At 42.9% G+C, this 23,484-nt stretch carries 21 protein-coding genes; 14 read left to right on the top strand and 7 right to left on the bottom strand.

Going from position 1 to position 23,484, the window contains the following annotated elements; all coding sequences use genetic code 11:
• Nucleotides 1-86: 86 nt before the first annotated feature.
• The 4 genes from atpF (at nucleotide 87) to atpG (ending at nucleotide 3,891) form a co-directional block, all read left to right on the top strand.
• Nucleotides 87-578, top strand: coding sequence for a F0F1 ATP synthase subunit B (atpF, locus tag DEO27_RS22015; protein WP_112568662.1), 492 nt, complete (start codon nucleotides 87-89; stop codon nucleotides 576-578).
• Nucleotides 579-697: 119 nt separating this feature from the next.
• Nucleotides 698-1,240, top strand: coding sequence for an ATP synthase F1 subunit delta (gene atpH, locus DEO27_RS22010; RefSeq protein ID WP_112568660.1), 543 nt, complete (start codon nucleotides 698-700; stop codon nucleotides 1,238-1,240).
• Between the two features lie 43 nt (nucleotides 1,241-1,283).
• Entirely contained in the window at nucleotides 1,284-2,858 is a 1,575-nt protein-coding gene (gene atpA / locus DEO27_RS22005) for a F0F1 ATP synthase subunit alpha (RefSeq protein WP_112568658.1), read from the top strand.
• 145 nt (nucleotides 2,859-3,003) lie between these two features.
• Entirely contained in the window at nucleotides 3,004-3,891 is an 888-nt protein-coding gene (gene atpG / locus DEO27_RS22000; protein ID WP_090530320.1) for an ATP synthase F1 subunit gamma, read from the top strand.
• 171 nt (nucleotides 3,892-4,062) lie between these two features.
• Here the strand turns inward: atpG and DEO27_RS21995 are convergent, their stop codons facing one another.
• Together DEO27_RS21995 and DEO27_RS21990 are read right to left on the bottom strand one after the other, a co-directional pair.
• Entirely contained in the window at nucleotides 4,063-4,272 is a 210-nt protein-coding gene (locus tag DEO27_RS21995; RefSeq protein WP_112568656.1) for a hypothetical protein, read from the bottom strand.
• A gap of 187 nt (nucleotides 4,273-4,459) precedes the next feature.
• Nucleotides 4,460-4,948, bottom strand: a complete 489-nt coding sequence (locus DEO27_RS21990) for a hypothetical protein (protein WP_112568654.1) — start codon at nucleotides 4,946-4,948, stop codon at nucleotides 4,460-4,462.
• A gap of 196 nt (nucleotides 4,949-5,144) precedes the next feature.
• Between DEO27_RS21990 and DEO27_RS21985 the strand changes: the two genes are divergently transcribed.
• The 3 genes from DEO27_RS21985 to DEO27_RS21975 all read left to right on the top strand — a co-directional run bounded on the left by DEO27_RS21985 (nucleotide 5,145) and on the right by DEO27_RS21975 (nucleotide 7,100).
• Nucleotides 5,145-5,789, top strand: a complete 645-nt coding sequence (locus tag DEO27_RS21985; RefSeq protein ID WP_223818020.1) for a hypothetical protein — start codon at nucleotides 5,145-5,147, stop codon at nucleotides 5,787-5,789.
• A 161-nt stretch (nucleotides 5,790-5,950) separates the two neighbouring features.
• Complete coding sequence (locus DEO27_RS21980; RefSeq protein WP_112568652.1) at nucleotides 5,951-6,841, top strand: DUF4349 domain-containing protein; 891 nt, start codon at nucleotides 5,951-5,953, stop codon at nucleotides 6,839-6,841.
• 61 nt (nucleotides 6,842-6,902) lie between these two features.
• Nucleotides 6,903-7,100: a hypothetical protein gene (locus DEO27_RS21975; RefSeq protein ID WP_112568650.1), complete on the top strand. Its 198-nt coding sequence runs from the start codon at nucleotides 6,903-6,905 to the stop codon at nucleotides 7,098-7,100.
• A gap of 62 nt (nucleotides 7,101-7,162) precedes the next feature.
• On the opposite strand, the gene gldB is transcribed toward DEO27_RS21975, so the two are convergent.
• Entirely contained in the window at nucleotides 7,163-8,200 is a 1,038-nt protein-coding gene (gene gldB, locus DEO27_RS21970; RefSeq protein ID WP_112568648.1) for a gliding motility lipoprotein GldB, read from the bottom strand.
• 152 nt (nucleotides 8,201-8,352) lie between these two features.
• Here gldB and DEO27_RS21965 point away from each other — a divergent pair, with 152 nt between their 5' ends.
• Both DEO27_RS21965 and DEO27_RS21960 read left to right on the top strand, forming a co-directional pair.
• Nucleotides 8,353-10,002: an NAD+ synthase gene (locus DEO27_RS21965; protein ID WP_112568646.1), complete on the top strand. Its 1,650-nt coding sequence runs from the start codon at nucleotides 8,353-8,355 to the stop codon at nucleotides 10,000-10,002.
• Nucleotides 10,003-10,112: 110 nt separating this feature from the next.
• Nucleotides 10,113-13,853 (top strand): S8 family serine peptidase, encoded by a 3,741-nt coding sequence (locus tag DEO27_RS21960; RefSeq protein WP_112568644.1) that lies wholly within the window; start codon nucleotides 10,113-10,115, stop codon nucleotides 13,851-13,853.
• Between the two features lie 28 nt (nucleotides 13,854-13,881).
• Here the strand turns inward: DEO27_RS21960 and DEO27_RS21955 are convergent, their stop codons facing one another.
• On the bottom strand, nucleotides 13,882-14,376 hold the full coding sequence (locus DEO27_RS21955) for a hypothetical protein (RefSeq protein ID WP_112568642.1): 495 nt from the start codon (nucleotides 14,374-14,376) through the stop codon (nucleotides 13,882-13,884).
• Between the two features lie 243 nt (nucleotides 14,377-14,619).
• Here DEO27_RS21955 and ggt point away from each other — a divergent pair, with 243 nt between their 5' ends.
• The 5 genes from ggt (at nucleotide 14,620) to DEO27_RS21930 (ending at nucleotide 19,605) form a co-directional block, all read left to right on the top strand.
• On the top strand, nucleotides 14,620-16,341 hold the full coding sequence (ggt, locus tag DEO27_RS21950) for a gamma-glutamyltransferase (protein ID WP_112568640.1): 1,722 nt from the start codon (nucleotides 14,620-14,622) through the stop codon (nucleotides 16,339-16,341).
• A gap of 214 nt (nucleotides 16,342-16,555) precedes the next feature.
• Complete coding sequence (locus DEO27_RS21945; RefSeq protein ID WP_112568638.1) at nucleotides 16,556-16,999, top strand: MarR family winged helix-turn-helix transcriptional regulator; 444 nt, start codon at nucleotides 16,556-16,558, stop codon at nucleotides 16,997-16,999.
• 380 nt (nucleotides 17,000-17,379) lie between these two features.
• Nucleotides 17,380-17,880 (top strand): FKBP-type peptidyl-prolyl cis-trans isomerase, encoded by a 501-nt coding sequence (locus tag DEO27_RS21940; RefSeq protein WP_146749982.1) that lies wholly within the window; start codon nucleotides 17,380-17,382, stop codon nucleotides 17,878-17,880.
• Between the two features lie 78 nt (nucleotides 17,881-17,958).
• Nucleotides 17,959-18,885, top strand: a complete 927-nt coding sequence (locus DEO27_RS21935; protein ID WP_112568634.1) for an FKBP-type peptidyl-prolyl cis-trans isomerase — start codon at nucleotides 17,959-17,961, stop codon at nucleotides 18,883-18,885.
• 237 nt (nucleotides 18,886-19,122) lie between these two features.
• On the top strand, nucleotides 19,123-19,605 hold the full coding sequence (locus tag DEO27_RS21930; protein ID WP_112568632.1) for a hypothetical protein: 483 nt from the start codon (nucleotides 19,123-19,125) through the stop codon (nucleotides 19,603-19,605).
• A gap of 6 nt (nucleotides 19,606-19,611) precedes the next feature.
• Here DEO27_RS21930 and DEO27_RS21925 read toward each other — a convergent pair whose 3' ends face one another.
• From DEO27_RS21925 to DEO27_RS21915, 3 genes are all read right to left on the bottom strand, one after another.
• On the bottom strand, nucleotides 19,612-20,925 hold the full coding sequence (locus tag DEO27_RS21925; protein WP_112568630.1) for a cryptochrome/photolyase family protein: 1,314 nt from the start codon (nucleotides 20,923-20,925) through the stop codon (nucleotides 19,612-19,614).
• Nucleotides 20,915-21,823 carry a TIGR01777 family oxidoreductase gene (locus DEO27_RS21920; protein ID WP_112569033.1) on the bottom strand — a complete coding sequence of 303 codons (909 nt, stop codon included), beginning with the start codon at nucleotides 21,821-21,823 and terminating at the stop codon, nucleotides 20,915-20,917. Before DEO27_RS21920 ends, DEO27_RS21925 begins: the two co-directional genes overlap by 11 nt.
• A gap of 180 nt (nucleotides 21,824-22,003) precedes the next feature.
• On the bottom strand, nucleotides 22,004-23,455 hold the full coding sequence (locus DEO27_RS21915) for an SDR family oxidoreductase (protein ID WP_112568628.1): 1,452 nt from the start codon (nucleotides 23,453-23,455) through the stop codon (nucleotides 22,004-22,006).
• Nucleotides 23,456-23,484: the final 29 nt, after the last annotated feature.

The raw sequence follows: 23,484 nt of genomic DNA, 5'->3' as shown, positions 1-23,484 counted from the left end.
TGCTGTGTAACGGTTGGTTACACACCGGTTTTTATTTGAATGAATAATATTAATTAGAACTATAGTCACAACAATTATATAGAAGAATGGATTTAGTAATGCCTGATTGGGGTTTGGTTGTATGGACAACCGTAACCTTTTTATTCTTACTTATTTTATTGAGGGCATTTGCCTGGAAACCGATCATGGCCGCCATTGGTGAGCGTGAGCGTTCAATTGAAGATGCTTTATTAAAAGCAGAAGCTGCCAAAGAAGAAATGAGCCGTTTAACTAACGAAAACGAATCGTTAATTAAACAAGCGCGTGCTGAGCGTGATCTGATCCTGTCTGAAGCTCGTAAAGCTAAAGATCAAATAGTATCTGATGCTAAAGAACTTGCACACAAAGAAGGTGCGCGTATGATTGAGCTTGCCCGCGTTGAAATTAACAACCAAAAAGCTATCGCTTTGGCAGATGTTAAAAACCAGGTAGCTACATTATCTTTAGAGATTGCTGAAAAGATCCTTCGCAAACAATTTGAAGATCAGCAGCAGCAAAACGAATTGGTTAGCCAATTATTGAAAGAAGTGAAGTTATAAGATTTCGGATTTGGGATGTTGGATTTCGGATTTATTCCGGCATTCACTAACCAGTTAAAAACCGAAATTCAAAATAAAAATTCCGAAATCGAAAATTCGAAATCCGAAATTAGAAAGAAATGTCAGAAGTAACAGTAGCATCGAGATACGCCAAATCACTTATCGACCTTGCGCAGGAACAAAACATTGTTGATGCGATAAAGGCAGATATGGATCTTTTTTTACACACTTTAAAAGGAAGTTCTGAACTGGCCGCTGTTTTGGCTAACCCTATTATTTCACAGGCTAAGAAGATCAGTATTCTTGAAGCGGTGTTTGGTAATAAGGTAAACAAAGTGAGCATCATGTTCTTTAAGCTAATGGTAAACAAAGGCCGTGGCGGCGTTTTGTATTTTACTGCCCAGGAATATATCAACCTTTTCAACATCAAAAGGAATATTACCAAAGCTAAAGTTACATCAGCTACAACATTATCTGATGCCAATAAAAAGACATTGGTAGATGAATTACAAAAATCTATCGGTGGCACTGTAGTATTGGATACCAAAGTAGATCCTTCATTGATTGGTGGATTTGTGCTTAACGTAGGCGACAGGCAGGTTGATACCAGCATTGCTGCAAGCCTTAAGAAGATGAAAAAAGAATTTGCTGAAAAGGCATAATTAATTAAGTATTAAAAGTAAAACTCTAAATAAATTTTAAACAATGGTAGAGGTAAGACCAGACGAAGTATCAGCAATTTTGCGTCAGCAGTTGGCCGGCTTCAAGTCAGAATCTGAATTAGAAGAAGTGGGTACTGTACTCCAGGTGGGTGACGGTATCGCACGCGTTTATGGATTAACTAAAGTACAGTCGGGTGAGTTGGTTGAATTTGGCACAGGATTGCAAGGCATCGTACTTAACCTTGAAGAAGATAACGTGGGTGTGGTATTGTTAGGTAAATCTGATGATATCAAGGAAGGTGATACCGTTAAACGTACCAACAGGATTGCATCAATCAACGTAGGCGAAGGCATGCTTGGCCGTGTTGTTGATACCTTAGGTGCCCCTATTGATGGTAAAGGCCCAATCACCGGTCAAACTTACGAGATGCCACTTGAGCGTAAAGCACCAGGTGTAATCTACCGTCAGCCGGTAACCGAGCCATTACAAACCGGTATCAAAGCTATCGACGCTATGATCCCTATCGGCCGTGGCCAGCGTGAGTTGGTTATCGGTGACCGTCAAACAGGTAAAACTGCGGTTTGTATCGATACCATCATTAACCAAAAAGAATTTTACGATGCAGGTAAACCTGTAATCTGTATATATGTAGCTTGCGGACAAAAAGCATCAACTGTTGCTAACATCGTTCGTACGCTTGAAGAGAACGGCGCTATGCCTTACTCTATCGTAGTTGCCGCTAACGCTTCAGACTCTGCTACCATGCAGTTCTTTGCTCCGTTTGCAGGTGCGGCTATTGGCGAGTACTTCCGTGATACAGGCCGTCCGGCTTTGATCATCTATGATGACTTGTCAAAACAAGCTGTTGCTTACCGTGAGGTTTCATTGTTGTTACGTCGTCCACCGGGCCGTGAGGCTTACCCAGGTGACGTATTTTACCTGCACAGCCGTTTATTAGAGCGTGCCGCTAAAATAAACTCAAATGATTCTATCGCACAACAAATGAACGACCTTCCTGAGTCTATCAAAGGCATCGTTAAAGGTGGTGGTTCATTAACAGCGCTACCGATCATTGAAACACAAGCTGGTGACGTATCTGCATACATCCCAACCAACGTAATTTCAATTACCGATGGTCAGATCTTCCTTGAGTCGAACTTGTTCAACGCGGGTGTTCGTCCGGCTATCAACGTAGGTATCTCTGTATCACGTGTAGGTGGTAACGCGCAGATCAAATCAATGAAAAAAGTTGCCGGTACCTTGAAACTTGACCAGGCTCAGTTCCGTGAGCTTGAGGCTTTCTCAAAATTCGGTTCGGACCTTGACGCTTCAACCAAAAACGTGTTGGACAAAGGTATCCGTAACGTAGAGATCCTGAAACAAGGTCAATACTCTCCGGTAACTGTAGAAAAACAAGTTGCTATCATTTACCTGGGTACTAAAAACTTAATGCGTAACGTGCCTGTAAACAAGGTAAGGGAATTCGAAGCCGAATTTACTGATCAGTTAGAAGCCCGTCACCCGGAAGTTTTAGCTGCCCTTAAAGCAGGTAAATTTGATGACCAGCTTACCGGCGTACTGGAAACAGTAGCCAAAGAACTGTCAGCAAGGTATTAATTTTAGATATGAGATGTTAGATGTGAGATTTGAGACTTTTCTCTTTCCCACATCTGGCGTCATTATAAATTAGATAAACAGATTGAAGGTGCAGATATGAGCTTATCTCAAATCTCATATCTCAAATCTCACATCTCAATAAAGAATGGCTAATTTAAAAGAAGTAAGAAACAGGATCAAATCTGTATCATCAACCCAGCAGATCACCAAGGCTATGAAAATGGTTTCGGCTGCTAAGTTGAAACGTGCTACCAACGCTATTATTCAGCTGCGTCCTTACGCAAGTAAGTTGAAAGACCTGCTGGCTAACCTATCTGCAAGTTTGGAGGATAATACTTCTCCGTACCTCCAGGAGCGTGAACCAGTACGCGTATTGGTTGTTGTGGTGTCATCAAACCGCGGTTTGGCCGGTGCTTTCAATACTAACGTTATTAAAACTGCCAACAACCTTATAGCCGAGAAATATCCTAAACAGCTTGCTGCCGGTAATGTATCTATCGTTGCCATCGGTAAAAAAGCGCAGGAGTTTTATCAAAGGCGTAAGTACAACGTAATTGGTAACAACAATGACCTGTACTCGGATCTTAACTTCGAGAATGCTTCAAAAATTACCGAAGCTATCATGCAGGGCTTTGTTAACGGTGATTACGACCGTGTGGAATTAGTGTATAACCACTTCCGTAACGCGGCTGTACAATACCTGATCACAGAGCAGTTATTGCCGGTGCCAAAAGCCGAGAAGAAAGAGGAAGTAAAAGCAGCTAATGTTGATTACATCCTTGAGCCATCACAACAGGAAATTGTTGAGCAATTGATCCCTAAAAATATCAAGATCCAACTTTACCGTGCAGTATTGGATTCTAACGCATCTGAACACGGTGCACGTATGACAGCGATGGATAAAGCGACCGAAAATGCCGGTGAGCTTTTGAAATCATTAAAACTTTCATACAACCAGGCCCGTCAGGCAGCTATCACTACCGAGCTTACCGAGATCGTGAGTGGTGCGGCAGCCCTTTCAGGCGGCAACTAAGTTTAAAATACTTTTATATAGAAAAGGCTCTCCGAAAGGGGAGCCTTTTTTGTTTATTGGGAAATAAACGCTAAAGTTGTAATTGTAATACTTTATGAAGGAGTTAAACCTAAAGTCTGTTGTTTTATACTCAAGCATATGTGTTTATGTAGTTTCACTAACACAACACTGTTACTGTACAACAGATTCCTGCGGCGATTCGATAATGGCTTTGCTCATTGGGCCTTTAGGTCTGATTTTTGGAGGCGCAGGCTTTAGTTGGTTGGCAAACCCCTTTTTATTCAGTGCATGGTTTTCTTTTAAGAATAAGCCATTGCGAACAATTGTTGTCAGTTCGATATCGGTTGCTTTTATGCTTTCTTTCCTGGTTTTTAAACGCATAATTTCAGATGAAGCAGGCAATTACTCAGAAATTGTTAGTTATAGATTGGGGTATTGGTTATGGTTATTGAGCGGGATGATAATGCTGGTTGGTAGTATATTAGTATATGGTAGATCGAAGCCTGGCATTAACTGACAGCGGAACGCTAAACTTCGACCAGTGTACGTTCAGTTTCGATAAAAAAGATTATATCACCACAAGATCCGCCTCTGCATCAATCTCATTTTCAAGGGTTACCTTATCCCAGATATGTATTTTTACATGATAAGTTTCTCCGGCTATCATGGGGCGACCGATGGTGATATCCCCACGTAGCTCTGTGGCCCGCTCAGGTGGATAACCTGCCGTTCCTTCAAACAGATCGGCGGCGCTTAAAACTGCTGCCCCCTTTTTATCAGTAACTATCAACTGCATTCCTGGATAGGCTTTACCGTCTTTCAGACCATAATTTGCAACGCCAATCGCTACGATAGCTATTTTTGTGTTAAGGTGTACCTTATTGTCGTGCATGACATTGTTTGCCGGATCAACCAACAACACATTGCTTACGCCAAAGCCGTTATAGCTAAACTTTAACCCGGTATTAAAGTCTTTTTTTACTCCTTTGCTAAAGTTGCATGCCAACAATATTACGCAGCTTATTATTAATGTTACTGCTGTTTTTAGGTTTTTCATTTGATAAGGATAAGTGAAAGTCTCCTGATTGGAATATACAACACAAATAAACAAAAGGAGCTAATCAAAAAAACATGTTTATGTTGCAAATACTTTCGAATTTGTTGCATACTTCGATGCCCGAAAGCTGAAATGCGCTGTAACAATATACCAACGATTGAATCTCATTGTCAATTATAGACCGGAGCATTCTCAGATGATTAAGAAATATTCAGTTTTAATAGGAGTTGTCATTTCTTCAGTTTTAATGATCATAGCCATCTCGGTTTATCCAGGCGGGTCAATGTACAATGAGTACTCCGTCGGCTTCGACTGGAAACACAATTTCATCAGTAACCTGTTTGGAACAAGGGCGTTAAATGGCGCAGAAAATGCTTCGAGAATTTGGGCCTGTGCGGGGATGATTTTATTCCCTCTTAGCTACGCAATGTTTTTCATTAATATGGCCAAAAAGATACCCGACAGAAACTCAGCCTACATTATAAAATACGTCGGTATAGCGAATGTCCTGTTTACGTTTTTAACGGTAACGGCTTGGCACGATTTGATGTTAATTATATCTACCAGCTTATTTTGGACCTGCTTATTTATCATCACAGTTTTTATCCTCAAAACCAGGCTTCATCTGTTTAAAGTTTTGTGTTTGATTTGCCTTGCAATTTTTTATTACAGCGTTTACTTATGGGGCATAAGCGATTGGGATTTACTACCAATAACGCAAAAGATAAACTTTCTTACTTCGACGTTATTAATTTTAGGACTTGAGTATTTTACTAAAAAAGAAGATTTTGCTCATATTAAGTCAAGAGGGTATAAAGAGTTGGTGGGTAATAACAAATAATAAGTTACCTTATCTCAACCCCAGTTTTTTACCGTTTAAAGGAAAGCGAATCTCGAAATCTGCTTAATCTCAAAAATCCCGGTTCTGACAATAATCAGAGTCTTTGGGTTACCTCTTGCCGCTCTCCGGTATCAATGTATACCAAAGAAAATTAAACAGTTATGAAAACAAAGTTATTCCTGGCGTTGCTGGCGGGCGTGTTGCTGCTGGGCGCATGTGGGCGTAGTTCAAAGTACGAGCCCTTAAGAGAAGACAGAGCATCGGCGGCCGATACAGTGGCGGTTAGTGCAGACAGTACTAAGGTTGAAATAACGCCCACCAAACTTGTAAAAACAGCCGACATGCGATTTAAGGTGAAAAATGTTCAGCAAACTGGAGATGCTATAGCCGCGCTTACAGCCCGCGACGGTGGTATGGTGATGCACCATCAAATGCAGGCCGATGTGGAACGATCTGAAGATATCCGCGTGAGTAATGATTCGGTTAAACGTGTTTCGGCCCTCAGGACTAATGCCGACATGACGGTAAAAGTTCCTTCAGAAAAACTCGAAGGCTTCATGACCGAGGTTGCCCATATGGGGATGTATGTTACGCTCCGAAAAATGGATATTGAAGACCGCACGCTTGACTATCTGTCGGAAAAACTGAAATTAAAAAACCGTCAGGATTTGGTAGATCAGCAAAAGAAGGGTAAAGTAGTTATTAAAAACCCAGTGAACGTGATGCTGCTTAAAGACGACATGGTTGACCAGCAAATTGGCAATATGCGCACAGATGAAGCCGTAAAGTACAGCATTGTTACCCTTAGCTTTTACCAGAGCAATTTCATCAACCAGGAAATGATAGCTAATGACGATCCTTCTGCCTATCAGTTGCCTTTTGTTAACCGTCTGGCTATCGCATTAAATAATGGCTGGCAACTTTTTGTTGAACTGATCCTGGGGTTGGCCAACCTTTGGGTATTTATAACTTTAGGTATAGGTTTGTGGGCAATGTACCGCTATTATAAACGTAAACACCCCGCATGGTTCGCCAGCGGCATAAAATCATAAAAACTTTATAGCTTTTTCGGTAAACATTTCTATTTTTGCGCAAACATTAAAAATAGGTACCATGGAATCAATGGAAAATGCTAACGCAGAAGGACACTACAAATTATTAACTTTAGCTATTGTTATCGGTATAGTAGGCGTATTCCTGCGTTTTGCCGGCGATGCCAACACAGGCTTCATGTTTACATCTATTTCAAACATTATCCTGATCATCGGTATCCTGATTGCTTTGAAATGCGTTTTCTCAATCATGAAGTAAAATCCTGCAAAAGGAAATTATATAAAAAGCGCTTTCAATTTGAGGGCGCTTTTTTTTGCTTTTTATTTGGGGTGATAGCCTGCCTCGTTCAATATTTTTTGAGCATCCTTGTCCGCCATTAACTGGGGTAGGGTAACATCAGGATGCTTATCCATGTATTTCTTCACTATTTGCCATCCCGTCCAAACGGCCAGTTTAGGGGCCGATTCATTCTTTTCTCCGAAACCGGGGGTGAAAGGCGCTTCAGTAAGGTATTTCTGAATTTTCTGGTAATCGGTTTCGTACAACAGGTTTTCTTGTAAAAAGTATCCCCAGATCTTTCCTTCAAAATCCTGGCACCATTTCAGTTGTTCGGTACTATAACGGATTTTAGTGCTATCGGCTACGTCAGGCAATATTCTGTCCATAAAATACATGATCTTACCATTGTACACCATCTTATTAAGCAAGGCTTTGTCGTTGTCATCTTCCGGAAACATTTCTTCCCGTGCTATGCCTTCAACTACTCGTGGGGTAATATTATCAGGAGTAAACCATTTGGAAAGGTAATGCGGAAAAGCATTGGTGAGCGAGGGATAAAAGCGCGAATTCGCACCCAGGAAAAGATCTATCCCCACACCAAAATAACCGTCGCCAATGGTAGTTTGGGCCTGGAAGCCCGAAATGTATGCATATACCCTCGGCAGGCGTTTTTGCGGATAATAATATTTAATGTATTTAAAGGCTTCGGTAAGGCTGGCATTCTGCTGATCAATATTGGGGAAGGCTACGTCAGCGTCATGCTTCAGATCGTTATAGGGTTTGCCCGCGAATACCTGTTGCAGGGCTTTAAAATAGGCGGTATCCCTGGCACTGCCAACCTGTAAAATGCGTTCAATAAAATCGGGATAAAAGCTGCCGTACTGTTTTTGCAGATATGCGGCCTGCTGGACCATAGGTTTACTGCGCATGGCATCAAAATCATGGTCAAACCGTTCAATTTTAACATCAACATTGATATTGCTCAAGTCAACTTTTTTGTTGTGGCTACAGCCGCTTAATATCAGGCCGATGGAAAAAATTAAGTAAATTTGCTTTGCTATATACCGGGTAGGGTTCATCTTTATCCTTTAAGGCAAAAGTAATTTTATTTGCATAATGTTGCTACTATTGTTAAGTCAATAGTCGGTAGCCTTAAGTCGGGATTTTCGACTTTGAACTAAAGGCTCCTGACTCAGGATTAAACAAGACCTATCAATATAATTATATACTTATGAAAATCGCGTTAGCACAGCTCAACTATCACGTAGGTAATTTTGAATCGAACACCAATAAAATCATTGATCATATCATCAAGGCAAAAAATCATGGGGCCGATCTGGTTGTATTTGCCGAACTATGTGTTTGCGGCTACCCCTCGCGCGATTTTTTAGAGTTTGACGAGTTCATTGGCCTGTGCGATGATGCTGCTAAAAAGATTGCCGAAGTATGTATTGATATAGCCTGTATCGTTGGCCTGCCAACCCCTAACCATAAAACCGAAGGTAAAGACCTGAGCAATTCTGCTTATTTTATTGAGAATGGTAAGGTGAAAGCGGTGGTGAACAAAGCCCTGTTACCTAACTATGATGTGTTTGATGAATATCGCTATTTTGAGCCTTCAACCGAGTTTAGCTGCATTGAGTTTAAAGGAAAACGTATAGCACTTACTATTTGCGAAGATCTTTGGAATACTATCGAAAACCCGCTGTATGTTACCCGGCCGATGGATACACTTATTCATCAAGATCCGCATGTGATGATCAATATAGCGGCGTCGCCATTTGCTTATAACCATGATGAAGAACGTATTGAGATCTTGAGCGACAATGCCAGCCGCTACAAGCTGCCTTTGTTGTATGTTAACCATGTGGGAGCACAAACCGAACTGATATTTGACGGCGGCTCATTAGTGTTTGATAACACAGGCAAGCTGATTGACGAAATGCCTTATTTTGAGGAGAGCCTGGCTTACTATACACTTAACGAAGACAATACGCTGAGCTTTGATCATCCTACAACAATAAAGACTCAACGTCCCGGTGATATCGAACAGATTTACCAGGGGATAATTCTGGGCATCCGCGATTATTTTTATAAATCGGGATTTAAGCAGGCAATTTTAGGCTTATCAGGCGGTATAGATTCGGCTGTGGTTTGCGCCTTGGCTGCTGAGGCACTTGGCCCGCAAAATGTGATGGCTGTGTTGCTGCCTTCTCGTTTTTCAACAGACCATTCATTGAAAGACGCGCAGGATTTGGTAGACAACCTTGGTTGTAAGCACGAGATAGTTCCTATCAAAAGTATCACCGAAGCATTTGAAACAGCTTTGAACCCGCAATTTGATGGCTTGCCGTTTAATATTGCCGAAGAGAATATCCAATCGCGCAGCAGGGCCGTTTTGTTAATGGCGATGTGTAATAAGTTCGGTTACATTTTGCTGAATACCAGTAACAAGAGCGAGGCTGCTGTAGGCTATGGTACTTTGTATGGCGATATGTGCGGCGGTATTTCGGTTATTGGTGACGTGTACAAAACGCAAGTTTTTGAGCTTGCACGATACATTAATCGCGATAAAGAGATCATCCCGGTCAATTCTATCATTAAACCACCATCAGCAGAGTTAAGGCCCGACCAGAAGGATACCGATTCGCTGCCCGAGTATGACGTGCTTGATAAGATCCTGGCCGAGTATATCGAAAACCGTTGCTCATCGGCAGAGATCATCAGGATGGGTTATGACGAAGCCACTGTTAAACGCGTAATTAAGCTTACCAACTCGGCAGAGCATAAGCGCTACCAGACCCCGCCTATTTTGAGGGTGTCGCCAAAAGCGTTTGGCATGGGACGCAGGATGCCAATTGTAGGAAAATACCTGTCGTAACAACTAATTTTCACACTCGTTAACCATTAAGTATACGAATGTTGTAAAGCAGCGTTGGTTTTGTTTTAGTTGAGGCTGATTTTTCTTAAAATTGCCTATCTTTCAAACCAATGATTAAACTTTACACAATTATTTCGTTTTGCTTTCTGTTGTCATTTGCTGCAGCCGGCGTAATGGCGCAGCAACCTCTGATCAGTGAAAAAAACAGAGTTCAGCTGAATGATATTTCAAAGCAGGCGCTCACAGATTATCAGGTATCTTATAATAAGGCAGTATCATTAGCCGCAACACACGGCTGGACACTATCACGCCGTACCAAAAATGGTAACCTGCTTACGCTGCAGGGTGTTAACAAATTAGGATTTCCGATATACATCATAACACATAACAATACTACCGCGGCTGCTACTACGGGTACCAATACCTTACAACCAGGCGGTTCACTGGGTTTGAATTTATCCGGCTCGTCAGATTTTTTAAGCAATAAGCTGGCTATATGGGATGGCGGTGCAGTTTACAAAGCCCACCAGGAATTTGCAGGTAAAACTATCACTCTTAAAACTACTGCGTCTGTAAATGATCATTCATCGCACGTAGCGGGTACTATGATAGCCAAAGGAGTTTACGCGCCTGCCAAAGGGATGTCATTTGGTGCAACAACGTTGCTATCCTACGATTTTAATAACGACGAAGCTACCATGAGTGCCGCTGCCGCTAACCTGTTGTTATCAAATCACTCCTATGGAGTGGTGGCGGGCTGGGATTATAATGATTCGGCTGCGCGTTGGGAATGGAATGGTTTGCCCGGCGATACCGTAGATTATAACTTTGGTTTTTATGATGCTAAAACAGCCAACTGGGATAAGATAGCATATAACGCGCCATATTATCTTATAGTTGAATCGGCCGGTAATGAACGGTCAAGCAATGGCCCGGCTGTTGGTGAAACCTACTACGGCTATAAAAGCAAGACCGATCAAACCTTTGTAAGTAAAGGTGCACGGCCCGCAGGTATCAGCAATAACGACGGCTATGATATTATCAGTACCAGCGGTAATGCCAAAAACATACTTACCGTAGGGGCAGTTTACCCGCTTCCTTACGGACCTAAAGTAAGGGAGAATGTAGTGATTGCCCCCTTCAGCAGCTGGGGGCCGACTGATGACGGTCGCATTAAGCCCGATATTGTTGGTGATGGTGTTAATGTGCTTTCGGTTGGTGTTGATAACACTACATCATATCTTACACTGTCGGGTACTTCGATGGCCGCTCCTAATGTTACCGGCTCGCTTTATTTATTGCAGGAATATTATGCTAAGCAAAATGGTGGTGCGTTCATGCGGTCGGCCACATTGAAAGGCTTGGTTTGCCATACCGCTTTTGACGCCGGAAATGTAGGTCCTGATTATATTTACGGCTGGGGGTTATTGAATATGCCGGAAGCCGCGCAAGCAATAACCGATAACGGTGGCAAAAGTATTGTAAGTGAAAAAACATTAAGTCAGGGACAAACACAAACCTATAACGTAATAGCATCGGGCAGCCGACTGCTGGCTGCAACCATAGCATGGACAGACTTGCAAGGCACGGCCACTACGGAAGGGGTCATCAACAGCCGTACCCCTAAACTGGTAAATGATCTTGATATCAGGGTGAGTGATGGTACTACTACTTTTACTCCCTGGGTGCTTGATCCGGAGAAACCAGGTTTTGCCGCGACCCATGGCGACAATATTCGTGATAATATTGAACAGGTATATATCCCCAACTCGGTTCCCGGCAGGGCATATACAATAACAGTATCACATAAAGGCACTTTATCATCCGGATCACAAGCCTATTCACTCATTGTTACAGGAGTTGGCGGAACTGCGTATTGCGCTTCGGCCCCGCTTTCAAGTACCGATTCGAGGGTCGATAACTTTAAATTGGCCAATATTGATAATTCTCCTGCTGCAGGCTGCACAAGCTATTCGGATTATACCAGTCTTACCGCACAGTTGGAGCAGGCTAAAACATATCCCCTGAGTATTACGCTGGGTACTTGTGGTAATAATTTCAATAAAGCAGCCAAAGTATTTATCGACTGGAATGCCAACGGTGTTTTTGAAGATAACGAGCTGGTTGCTACAACCGGGGTCATTAATGGCACGGATACTTATAATACAAATATCACCGTGCCCGGCACGGTGGTTGCCGGGGCTTACAGCCTGATGCGCGTTGTACTTACCGAAACAGGTGACGCATCAACTATTAAAGCTTGCGGTACTTATGCCAAAGGCGAAACACAGGATTACAGGGTACAGTTTCTGCAAACCAGTATCGATGCGGGCGTTATCTCTATCGTAAGTCCGGGTAGTAGTGGTTCATGCTCGGCAAGCACGCCCGTTACCGTGCGAATTAAAAACTTTGGTAACGCGGCTATAAATAACATTCCGATTACGGTTACCATTACCGATGCCAATAACCTTACAACTGCTTATAACGAAACTTATAAAAGCTCGTTGCCTGCCTTAGCCGAAGACAACTTTACCTTTAGCCAGGAGTTTAACGCAGTTGCAGGCGCATCTTACACTATTACCGCCACCAGCAAACTTACCGGCGATCCCGTTAGCAGCAATAACTCGGTAACGGCCAATGTGGTAATTAATTCGCCGGCAACTATTGGCGATTTGAGCGCTTATTATTGTGCCACCACCAAACAATACGAGCTATTTGGTACCGGCGATGGCACCGTGTTGTGGTATCAGAATGCTAACGATGTTTTACCTATTGCCGCCGGGAGTGAAGCTTTAACCAGTCAGGCCCCGGTTAACAACACCTATTACGCAGGTATTAATGATTTTAGCGGAACTGTAGGCCCTGCCACTAAAGGCGCGTTTACAGCTGGTGGCTATAATCAGTTTACGCCTTATATTACTGTAAATACCAAGGTGCCGGTGCTCATTAAAAGCGCGCGTCTTTATATCGGCAATTCGGGTAAGATAACATTTAACGTAGCTAACGCTAACGGGCAGATTGTTTCTTCAACCTCTATCGATGCTGTTGCTACACGCACCACTCCGCTGGCCGGCGCACAACCCGATGATCCAAATGACCAGGGGCAGGTGTATGACCTTAACCTGTCGTTACCGGCTGCCGGTGACTACCAGATCTCGGTTGATTTTGCTGATCAGGCTACCATATACCGGAGTAATGGAGGGGTAACAGGTTATCCTTTCAAAATAGGCGATATATTTAGTATTAACGGCAACAGCGCTACAGCAACCAATGGCGATACCACGGCATATAAAGGCTACTACTATTATTTTTACGATATGAAGGTGCAAAGCCTCGGCTGCGCGTCTGCCGCACGTAAAGCGGTAACATTAAGTAAGCCTGTTATTACCCAGGCGAATAATACACTGACCTCGAATTTCAATGATGGTAACCAGTGGCTCTTGGATGGTAATGTAATAAGCGGGGCTACCGCTGTAACCTATAATCCTACACAAAGCGGAAAGTACCAGGTACAGGTTACCCTGGCCAATGGGTGTGTGGCACAATCTGACAATTATTTTTATGCGCGGGAAGGTGTTGCCGGGAATAAGAGCGAGATTGGATTAAGCGCGTTTCCGGTACCGGTAAGCACCAATTTAAATGTGGTGTTTTCGGCTAGGGAAGCTGCAACTATGAAACTATCACTTATTAATGCCGCAGGCGAAGCTGTTTATCAGAGTGCCCAGCAAAGTATTGATCAGGGGCCTTATAGCACCACCCTTAACGTGAGCAGGCAAACACCGGGAGTGTATGTGTTGAAGGTATTATTGGGGCAGAAGGTTTATTCACAAAAAGTTATCATCACCCGTTAAACAGGTGATGATAGCTTTCCATTAATTTTTAGAAGGTATATTTTACGCCCAGTCCGGGTGCAATGTCAAAGAAGGGGCCTCTCGCCAACTCCAGTCGTGGGTTAAGGTCAAGGCTGATAGCGATAGGGGCAGAGGGTAGTACATATTCTAAACCGATTACCGCATCGGCACCAATCAGGATGTGTTTGCCGTTATAGTATTCGTCATCGCCACCAAAGCGTTTGTAGTAACCGCTGCCTACAGAACCAAGGTGACCACCAAAGCCATAATAAAAGCTCAGTTTATCAACGTTAAAGGCTTGCTGGTTTAATTCATATAAACCGGTTAACACCGCGCCATGATCGCGGATACCTAAGATACCCTCAAGCGCTGTGCCTTTGTCCATAAAGTATTTAACGGATGGGCCAATCTCGTAGGCGCCAAACTTTAAACCTACTGCTGTTTTATAGTCCTGGGCTTGTGATTTTTTGCTGATAAGTAAAAGGGAAACGGAAAGAAATAAAAGGTACGTTAATTTTTTCATGCAGATGAATTTAATGATTGACAATATTGTAGCTGTAACAAAAAAGTGACCAGCTTGTTTAACTCAATTTGAGCTTTTATATTTTATGCAAATAAACGGCAGAATTGACTTTTTATGGTATTTGCCCGAAAAAAACATTCCTGTTTTGTTTGTATTGGATTGGTTTTCAGTGCGAAAGAATAGGGTTGGATTGTTAAATTAAGTGTCTGAATAATATAAATTAGTGAAAATTAAATTGTTGTAATGACTACAAACTTCTTCAAAGTAAATAATCCGAAATGCCGGTTCCTGTTTTTTGCCGTAATATTTTTCACCCTGGCTGGCTGTGCGCCGGGGCAACTGGGATTGAACAACAGCGGTCAATACCACAACGGGATGGTGGTTTGTGCCTATCCTGATGCCGCACAGGTTGGGCTGGATATATTGAAAAAAGGAGGTAACGCGGTTGACGCCGCTGTCGCGGTTCAATTTGCTTTAACCGTTACTTTACCCGAAGCCGGTAACATAGGCGGAGGTGGCTTCATGGTTTACCGTGCCGGTGATGGCAAAACAAATACACTTGATTTTAGGGAGAAGGGCCCTGTTGCCGCCAATGCTAACATGTACCTCGATTCGGCAGGCAACGTAATTCCTGATATGAGTCTGTATACACACAAAGCTTCTGGCGTGCCGGGATCTGTTGATGGCATGGTGGAAGCTCATCGTAAATATGGAAAACTGAAATGGGCCGACTTGGTGCAGCCCGCTATTAACCTTTCCCGTAATGGTTTTAAGATAACCAAACACCTGGCTAAGGACCTGAACAGTGCTGCCGATCAATTCAAAAAGTTAAATCCCGGTAAAAATTATTTGGTGAAGGATGGCGAATGGAAAGAAGGTGATTTACTGGTGCAGGAAGATCTTGCCAAAACATTTGAACAGATCCGCGATAAAGGTCGCGATGGGTTTTACGACGGCTCGGTTGCTGATTTATTAGTAGCCGAAATGAAACTGGGCAACGGGCTTATCACTAAGGCCGACCTTAAAAATTATCATTCCGTTTGGCGCGATGCCCTTGTTGGTAACTATAAGGAGTATAAGATCATCACCATGCCGCCGCCATCAAGCGGTGGGATTGCATTGCTACAACTATTGAAATCGGTTGAGCCTTATCCGCTTAAACAATGGGGATATAACCAGGATTCTACCATCAGGCTTATTGTAGAGGCCGAACGCCGGGTATATGCCGATAGATCTAAATATCTTGGCGACCCGGATTTTTATAAAGTGCCTGTTGATAGCCTGCTCAGGCCGGCTTACATTGCATCGCGGATGAAAACTTTTAGCTGGGATGCAGCCACGCCAAGCACCAGTATCCAGCCGGGTTCATTTGTTGGTTATGAAAGCGATCAAACTACCCATTATTCTATTGTTGACCAGGATGGTAACGCGGTATCTATCACCACTACTTTAAACGACACTTTTGGCTCAAGGATTTTTGTAAGCGGGGCGGGCTTTTTGCTTAACAACGAAATGGACGATTTCAGTTCAAAGCCGGGAGTGCCAAACATGTACGGACTTATCGGCGGCAAAGCAAACAGTATTCAGCCGGGTAAGCGGATGTTATCATCCATGACACCTACCATTGTTGAAAAAGATGGTAAATTGTTCATGGTGGTTGGCACCCCCGGAGGTTCAACCATTATTACCTCGGTTTTTCAAACCATACTCAACGTAATTGAATTTAACCAAAGCATGCAACAGGCGGTTGCTTCAAAGCGTTTCCACAGCCAATGGTTGCCCGATGAGGTAACTATTGAAAAAGATGGCGTTGACAGCGTTACCCTGAACAAACTGCAAAGTAAAGGATACAAAATAGTAAGCAGGCAATCCATCGGCAAGGTTGATGCCATCATCAAAACCAAATGGGGCTACTACGAAGGCGGTGCAGACCCGAGAGGGGATGATACAAAGATGGGTTGGTAACGATAGTTAGTTTAGTTGCTGGGGCGGCTTAGTTGCAGCAGCAGTGACAGTAGCAATAAATGTTTATAAAATCGATGCATGATTTACTAAAAGGTTGTGCGGGAACAACTAAATAACTGCCGCTGCTACTGCAACTGCCACTATCATAACCAGTCCAAACAGCCACTGTAACTAAATTTGCGTAATCAATATCCATTTCTTACGTTTGGTAGGCATGCATAATAATGTAAAACACCAGGAAACTATCGACTATTTTATAAAAATAGTGTGGCAAACCATGGCTAACCGGTATAACCAGTTGGTTACGGAGTTCGGCTTTACACAATCAATAGGTTACCTGCTCATTAACATCGACGAAAAAGAAGGCACTACCGTATCACAGGCAGCGGCCTTGCTGGGGCTTAAATCAACCAGCTTGTCGCGTATGCTTAGTCAGCTGGAAGTCACTGGTCTTATTTATCGCGAAAGTAACGAGGGGGATAAACGCTCAGTTAAAATTTACCTTACCCCATTAGGTAAGGAAAAACGGCACCAGGCCCGCGTAATAGTAAGGCAGTTTAATAACTACCTTGATGCCAACATCAGCGAAGCCGATAAACAGCACCTCATCGAAACCCTTAAAAAACTCAACAAGCTTACGGTTAATTATAAACCGTAAAATCAAACCCTCAAGACTTTATTAAAGCTACGTCAATTATAAGTGATAAAACCGGGATCATTGAAGGTGAGATGACATCTACTTCACGTCATTGCGAGGCACGAAGCAATCCCCGATAGGCAGATAACGGATTATTGTTGTAATAAATCGTATAGTTCGCGATTGCTTCGTGCCTCGCAATGACGGGAGTACAAAAGCTTAGCCGTATTGCATAAAACAAATGACCTTTCCAGCCATACACTTTTACTTCAAATCGAACGTTTTAGCTTCAAAATATCCGCTGTGGGATGTTATAAACGGTGCCTGCTTTTTATTAATTGTTAAAAAGTGTTAAGCTGCCGTTTTTCTATTTTAAAAGAATAAATTTGCCTTTTGAATTGATGAACAGGATTCTGTTAGTTTTACTGCTGTTAAGCACCATTATTTTCGGATGTGTTAAATCATCTGTTGACCCTGCTGTACAATACCGGGCACAAGCCGCTATTGATGATAAGATAATCAGCGATTATCTGGCTGCCAATAGTACGCTTAAAGCCAAACGGGTAGATACAACAGGTGTTTACTATATTGTGAATGACGGCGAAGGTGGAACCGGTAATGTTCTTTATACCAATTCGACACAGGTTACAGTTGGTTTTACCGGCAAGATCCTGACATCGGGTTTTGTGTTTGCGCAGACAGATCAGTTTCACCCCAGCTATGTACTGGGAGCTGTAATTAAAGGCTGGCAGTTAGGTATCCCGCAGATAAAACCGGGAGGAAAGGTGAGATTGCTGATCCCTTCACGTTATGCTTACGGGCCATATGCGCAGGATTCGATACATTTGCCGGCTAATTCGGTACTTGATTTTCAAATTCAGTTGTATGGCGTAACCAATTAATAAAGCCTGATAAAAAAGAATAATATAAGCCAGGAAAAGCAAAGCGCTTTTGGCGGTTAAAAAGACAAATTATAATAAATGAAACAAACAATTTTTACGCTCTTAGTACTTATCTCTATAGGCTTTATGTCGTGCCGGAAAGACAGGAACGACCCTGATATTAAACAATACGACGAATCTCAGATAAAAAATTACATAGCCGCAAACGGCATTACAAATATGCTTCGTGATACTACCGGTGGCGATACTTCCGGTATTTACTACAAAATAATATCTCAGGGCCGCGGTACCCCGATGGATTATTCAGATCAGATCTCTTTTGTATTTACGGTTCGCACGCTTGACGGAAAGTTTATATCTGTTGACTCTTTAAACCAGAACCACTATTATGGCTATTTAGGCCATATCAGTAGTTCTTTGCCTAAAGGCCTGCAAACGGCTATCCATAACCTGATAAAATATAAAGGAACATCGGCAAGGGTTATCATTCCATCGCATTTGGCTTATGGCGTTAATGGTTATGGAACCGGTAGTTCAAGCAACGCCAATACCCATATTGGCGGTAATCAGAGTTTGGATTACTATATCAATGTGGTTTCAAACCAGGAGCTTTATGATGATGCTATTATCACTAATTACATCAAATCCAAAGGGCTTACTGGTTTTGCCAAAACAGCAGATGGGGTGTATATAAAAGTGGCTACTCCAGGCACCGGTTCAGATCTGATCGATCTTGATTCATATATCACTTGTACCTATTCGGGTAAATACTTAAATGATACCGTATTTGACAGTACTACCAATCAAGGTGTTACTTCTAACTCTTTTACTGTTAGTGGTTTACGGGCCGGCGTAATAGAGGCGCTTACGGGACAAACCTCGGGAGCCGCCGTATCAATGATAATACCTTCAAGATTTGGTTATGGTACAACCGGCAGTAGTCCGACCATAGCTGCAAATGTTGTTCTCTATTTCGATTTCACCATATCTGCCGTTACTAATTGACAAAGTAATACTGAGCGGTAATAGTAAATAGTGAATGTAATAAGCCTCTGAAGATTGCCACTTTTTGTGGTAATCTTCAGAGGCTTATTAATTTAGGAAAGATTTCGAAATATTATTATCAGATTAAATCCTTGTATTGTAGGTTGCCTTTGTATTAATGCACTGTTAAGTAATTATTATTTTAAATAATATTGATTTTTTATAATTTAATATGTATTTTTGAAAAAAAAACATATTATGAAAAAATACCTATTACTATTATCATTTATCTTATTGGCTGGATTACCTACTTTATTACAGGCGCAGCAGGATGCGGTTATGCCTCCTATCAAACAATATTATAATGCAACAGCACATAAACATATTTATACAACTAATCCCAACGAGTTGGGGGCAGGTAAAGATGGTTATGTTTTTCAAAAAAATATAGGCAGGCTGAATTATCAATATAATCCTTCGTCTGGGGAAGTTATTTATAGATTTTTTAATTCTTCAAGTGGTGGGCATTATTTAACCACGCATGTCAATATTTTCCCCAAAGGCTATCATCTTGAAGGCCCGCAAGGTTGTTCAAAGATAATTCCGCTGCAAAATCCAACTGTGCCCATTTATGAATACTACAGTTCAGCTTATGACGATTTTTACTATTCGGATCAACAAGTTTCTCCTGGATCTGGTTACGTGTTAAATGGCGTAGCCTTTACTGCTTATACGTTGTAAAACTATTTACTTAGCCAGCGCTTTTTTAAACGCTGCTAAACACCGGTCGCGGGCTTTACTGTGATCAACAATGGGTTTTGGATATTTGCTGAAGTCGGCATATTCCGGAACCCATTTTTTTATGTATTTAAGTTCGGGGTCAAACTTTTTGGTTTGGGCTTCGGGGTTGAAGATCCTGAAGTACGGCGCGGCATCGGTGCCCGAACCCGCTGCCCATTGCCAGCCTCCGACATTGCTGGCCATTTCATAATCCAGTAGTTTGCGGGCAAAATAGCGTTCGCCCCAGCGCCAGTCAATCAGCAGGTCTTTACTTAAAAAACTGGCTACTATCATGCGTACCCGGTTATGCATAAAGCCTGTTGTATTTAGCTCGCGCATGCCCGCGTCAATGATCGGGAAACCGGTTTCACCTTTGCACCAGGCTTCAAACTGTTTTTCATCGTTTATCCAATGAATGCGGTCGTATTCCGGCCTGAAAGCATAGTCCATCGTATGCGGAAAATGATGGAGGATCATCATATAAAATTCGCGCCAGATGAGCTCATTGAGCCATGTTTTATCATGATAGCTATGAGCAGTACTTGCCAGTTCACGAATGCTTACCGTACCGAAACGCAAATGCATGCCAATATGCGAAGTGCCTTTAACGGCCGGGAAATCTCTTTGTTCTTTATAATCTTTAATAACACTTTCGTAGCCTTTATCCGGCAAAGGCATATCGCTTTTTTCAAAGCCCATCTCTTTTAATGTCGGTACAGATAGGGCCTTGGTTTGGTAGAGGTTTTTGAGATACTTTTTTGTAGGATAGGCCTTTAAATAAAATGGCTTTAACGCACTGTACCATTTACGCTGGTAGGGGGTATAAACCGTGTAAGGTTTGCCATCATCTTTTGTCACTTCATCCTTTTCAAAAATTACCTGGTCTTTATATGTTTTGAAAGGGATATCATGCTTGTTAAGTTTTGCGCGTACCTCGTCGTCACGTTTGGTGGCGTAGGGTTCGTAGTCATGATTAGTATAAACTTCGGCAATGTTATACATTTTGATCAGCTCATCCCAGGCATGAACGGCTTTATCATAAAGCACCAGTAAACTGCCGCCATGTTTGTGCAATTGGGCGCTTAAATCTTCAATGGTTTGATAAATGAACGTAACCCGGGCATCATCTTTATCTTCCAGTTGGTCAAGAATTTCTTTATCGAAAATAAAAACAGGCAATACCGGGTTGCCGCTTTTGAGGGCATGGTATAGCCCGGTATTATCATCAAGCCTTAAATCGCGGCGAAACCAGAAGAGGGTTACAGGTGTTTTATGATCCATAAATGTTAGTTAATGCCGCGTCCAGATCGGTATATTTAAATTTAAACCCGGCATCTTCAATTTTTTGTGCCGATACTTTGGTACTGCCCAATACAATGCTGCTCATTTCGCCCAATAAAAGCTTGAGCAAAAAGCCGGGTACATTGGGCGCCCATAATGGTTTGTGTAAATGTTTGGCAACGGCCTGGGTGAGTTGTTTATTGGTGACAGGGCTGGGCGCAACCATATTGTAAACGCCGCTGAGGTCTTTATTTTCTATGCCTAACAGGTACATATCCACAACGTCAAGCCAGTGGATCCAGGGTACCCATTGTTTACCGCTGCCAATGGGCGAACCAACAAACAATTTGATAGGTTTTGCAAGCGTTGGCAAGGCTCCTCCATTTTTATCCAATACCACCCCGGTACGGAATTTTACAGTGCGGATGCCAAGCTTTTCACTCTCGTTAACCGCGTCCTCCCATAACACACAACATTGAGATATAAAATCATGGGTAGGGGTGCTGGTTTCAAACATCAGCTCATCGCCCCGGTTGCTGTAATAACCAATACCCGATGCCGAAATTACTGATGTAACCTGGTGCTGCCTGCGCTTCATCAAATCGTAAACCAACTCAATAGACTTCACGCGACTATCAATCAGGTCTTTTTTGCGGGCCTCTGTCCACCTTTTCTCCGCAATGCCCGAACCTGCAAGGTGTACAATGGTATCAACGCCGTCAATACAACGCTCGTCGATAATACCTTTATTGATATCCCATACAAAGGTTTTTACCCGGGCGTCGTTACCTGCTTTGCGGCTTAAATGACTCACAGTGTAGCCTTTAGCCAATAAAGCCGTGGTGAGGTGCCTGCCCAATAATCCTGATCCGCCGGTTAGTAATATACTTCGTGTCATTTTACTTTGTATCATTTTTGCGTTGCAGTCATTTTGCTGCGCGGTCATTTTTGCGTTGCAGTCATTTTTGCTTCGCGTCATTAGGTCATTGAGTCATTTTACTACGTGTCATTGGGTACCTGCTTAGCAATGACCTAATGACGCGAAGCCAATGACCCAGTGACCGCGCAGCAAAATGACTCAATGACCTGCTGCTTCGTGGTAATTCACAATTTCCCTTGCCATGCCGTTAAATATAAACAGGTGGAAGGGCCACATGGCATACCAGTACAAACGGCCCCACAAGCCGCTGGGCCTAAAGGTAGCTACCTGGCTTAAACTTTGCTTGCCGTGGCGCTCAATTATTTTAAATTCCAGCCACGCTTCGCCTGGAAGTTTCATTTCGGCGTATAAAAGCAAACGTTTATTTTCACGATCGGCCAGTAAAACCCGCCAAAAATCAATAACATCGCCCGGGGCAATATTAACATTGCTGGTGCGCCCCCGGCGCGAGCCAACACCACCGAACATTTTATCCAAAAAACCACGAATATTCCAGATCCAGTCCCAGTAATACCAGCCGCGGTTACCACCTATCGAAAGCACGTTGGTGAATACCTCGTTAGCCGGGCGTTCAAAAGGCATTTTTACTTTGTATTCTTGCGTGCCGTTTTGCGGTACCTTGATCTGGTCCATAAAGCCGGGATTAAGGTAGCCCTGGTTAAAGGCATCCTTCCAGCTGGAGACAATGGAGTTTTGTTCTATCTTAACAAAAGCCAGTTCAAGGCATTCTTTATAGGTAAGACATTTACGCGGCACCACTTCATCAATACGATGATCGTGCATAACGGTTTCGTTCTTCATGCTATTCACCAGGCTTTGGGCCAGTGTAAAGCTTGTGGAAGTTACAAAGTACAGCCAGTATGATGATATTTTAGGCGAAAGGAATGGGATGGTGATAATATACCGTTTCAGTTTACGCACTTCGGCATAGGTAAGCATCATCTGCTTAAACGAAAGGATGTCTGGTCCGCCGATATCGAAAGTACGGTTGAACGATTTTTCGTTCAGCATTACACCTTCCAGGTAGCCCAGCACATCGCGGATCCCGATGGGCTGGCATTTGGTATTAACCCAGCGCGGAACAGTCATTACAGGCAGCTTCTCGGTAAGATCACGAATGATCTCGAAAGATGCGCTGCCCGAGCCTATAATGATGGCGGCCCGCAAAACGGTTAATGCCGCTTTGCCTTCTTTTAGCACATCCTCCACATGCCGTCTTGATTCCAAATGGCGTGAGAGGTTGGCATCATTAGTAATCCCGCTTAAAAATATGGTTTGTCTGCACCGGGTTTTATCAAGGGCTTGCACAAAGTTATGGGCCGATAGGGTTTCAAGTGCGGCAAAATCCTGCGTTTGCGCCATGGAATGTACCAGGTAGTAAGCAGCGTCAATATCTTCGGGAAAAGCTTCTATTTTCGAGTCCTTGAGCAGGTCGCCCGTTATGAGGGTAACCTGCTTGCTAAAATCACTGTGCTCATGAAAGCGGCGCTTATCACGCATCAGGCAAACCACATCATGCCCTTTCTCCAGCAAAACCGGGATAAGCCGTGTACCTATATAGCCGTTTGCACCAGCAAGCAAAACCTTCATGCTTAGTGAAACAACAAAAAAGGCAAGCG

It is taken from the genome of Mucilaginibacter rubeus (genome assembly GCF_003286415.2).
In the GTDB taxonomy this organism is placed as follows: Bacteria; Bacteroidota; Bacteroidia; order Sphingobacteriales; family Sphingobacteriaceae; genus Mucilaginibacter; species Mucilaginibacter rubeus_A.
Note: the sequence above shows the minus strand (reverse complement) of the source record. Positions and strands in the feature narration are given on the sequence as shown.

Excerpts from the sequence above, each read along its gene's own strand:
- DEO27_RS21995 (WP_112568656.1), bottom strand. The coding sequence starts at position 4,272 with ATGCGTTTAAAAACCAGGAAAGAAAGCATAAAAGCAACCGATATCGAA.
- DEO27_RS21940 (WP_146749982.1), top strand. The coding sequence starts at position 17,380 with ATGAACAGGATTCTGTTAGTTTTACTGCTGTTAAGCACCATTATTTTC.
- DEO27_RS21965 (WP_112568646.1), top strand. The coding sequence starts at position 8,353 with ATGAAAATCGCGTTAGCACAGCTCAACTATCACGTAGGTAATTTTGAA.
- DEO27_RS21915 (WP_112568628.1), bottom strand. The coding sequence starts at position 23,455 with ATGAAGGTTTTGCTTGCTGGTGCAAACGGCTATATAGGTACACGGCTT.
- DEO27_RS21955 (WP_112568642.1), bottom strand. The coding sequence starts at position 14,376 with ATGAAAAAATTAACGTACCTTTTATTTCTTTCCGTTTCCCTTTTACTT.
- DEO27_RS21980 (WP_112568652.1), top strand. The coding sequence starts at position 5,951 with ATGAAAACAAAGTTATTCCTGGCGTTGCTGGCGGGCGTGTTGCTGCTG.
- atpH (WP_112568660.1), top strand. The coding sequence starts at position 698 with ATGTCAGAAGTAACAGTAGCATCGAGATACGCCAAATCACTTATCGAC.
- atpG (WP_090530320.1), top strand. The coding sequence starts at position 3,004 with ATGGCTAATTTAAAAGAAGTAAGAAACAGGATCAAATCTGTATCATCA.
- DEO27_RS21945 (WP_112568638.1), top strand. The coding sequence starts at position 16,556 with ATGCATAATAATGTAAAACACCAGGAAACTATCGACTATTTTATAAAA.
- gldB (WP_112568648.1), bottom strand. The coding sequence starts at position 8,200 with ATGAACCCTACCCGGTATATAGCAAAGCAAATTTACTTAATTTTTTCC.
- DEO27_RS21975 (WP_112568650.1), top strand. The coding sequence starts at position 6,903 with ATGGAATCAATGGAAAATGCTAACGCAGAAGGACACTACAAATTATTA.
- ggt (WP_112568640.1), top strand. The coding sequence starts at position 14,620 with ATGACTACAAACTTCTTCAAAGTAAATAATCCGAAATGCCGGTTCCTG.
- DEO27_RS21925 (WP_112568630.1), bottom strand. The coding sequence starts at position 20,925 with ATGGATCATAAAACACCTGTAACCCTCTTCTGGTTTCGCCGCGATTTA.
- DEO27_RS21985 (WP_223818020.1), top strand. The coding sequence starts at position 5,145 with ATGATTAAGAAATATTCAGTTTTAATAGGAGTTGTCATTTCTTCAGTT.
- DEO27_RS21920 (WP_112569033.1), bottom strand. The coding sequence starts at position 21,823 with ATGACACGAAGTATATTACTAACCGGCGGATCAGGATTATTGGGCAGG.
- DEO27_RS21990 (WP_112568654.1), bottom strand. The coding sequence starts at position 4,948 with ATGAAAAACCTAAAAACAGCAGTAACATTAATAATAAGCTGCGTAATA.
- DEO27_RS21960 (WP_112568644.1), top strand. The coding sequence starts at position 10,113 with ATGATTAAACTTTACACAATTATTTCGTTTTGCTTTCTGTTGTCATTT.
- DEO27_RS21935 (WP_112568634.1), top strand. The coding sequence starts at position 17,959 with ATGAAACAAACAATTTTTACGCTCTTAGTACTTATCTCTATAGGCTTT.
- atpA (WP_112568658.1), top strand. The coding sequence starts at position 1,284 with ATGGTAGAGGTAAGACCAGACGAAGTATCAGCAATTTTGCGTCAGCAG.
- atpF (WP_112568662.1), top strand. The coding sequence starts at position 87 with ATGGATTTAGTAATGCCTGATTGGGGTTTGGTTGTATGGACAACCGTA.
- DEO27_RS21930 (WP_112568632.1), top strand. The coding sequence starts at position 19,123 with ATGAAAAAATACCTATTACTATTATCATTTATCTTATTGGCTGGATTA.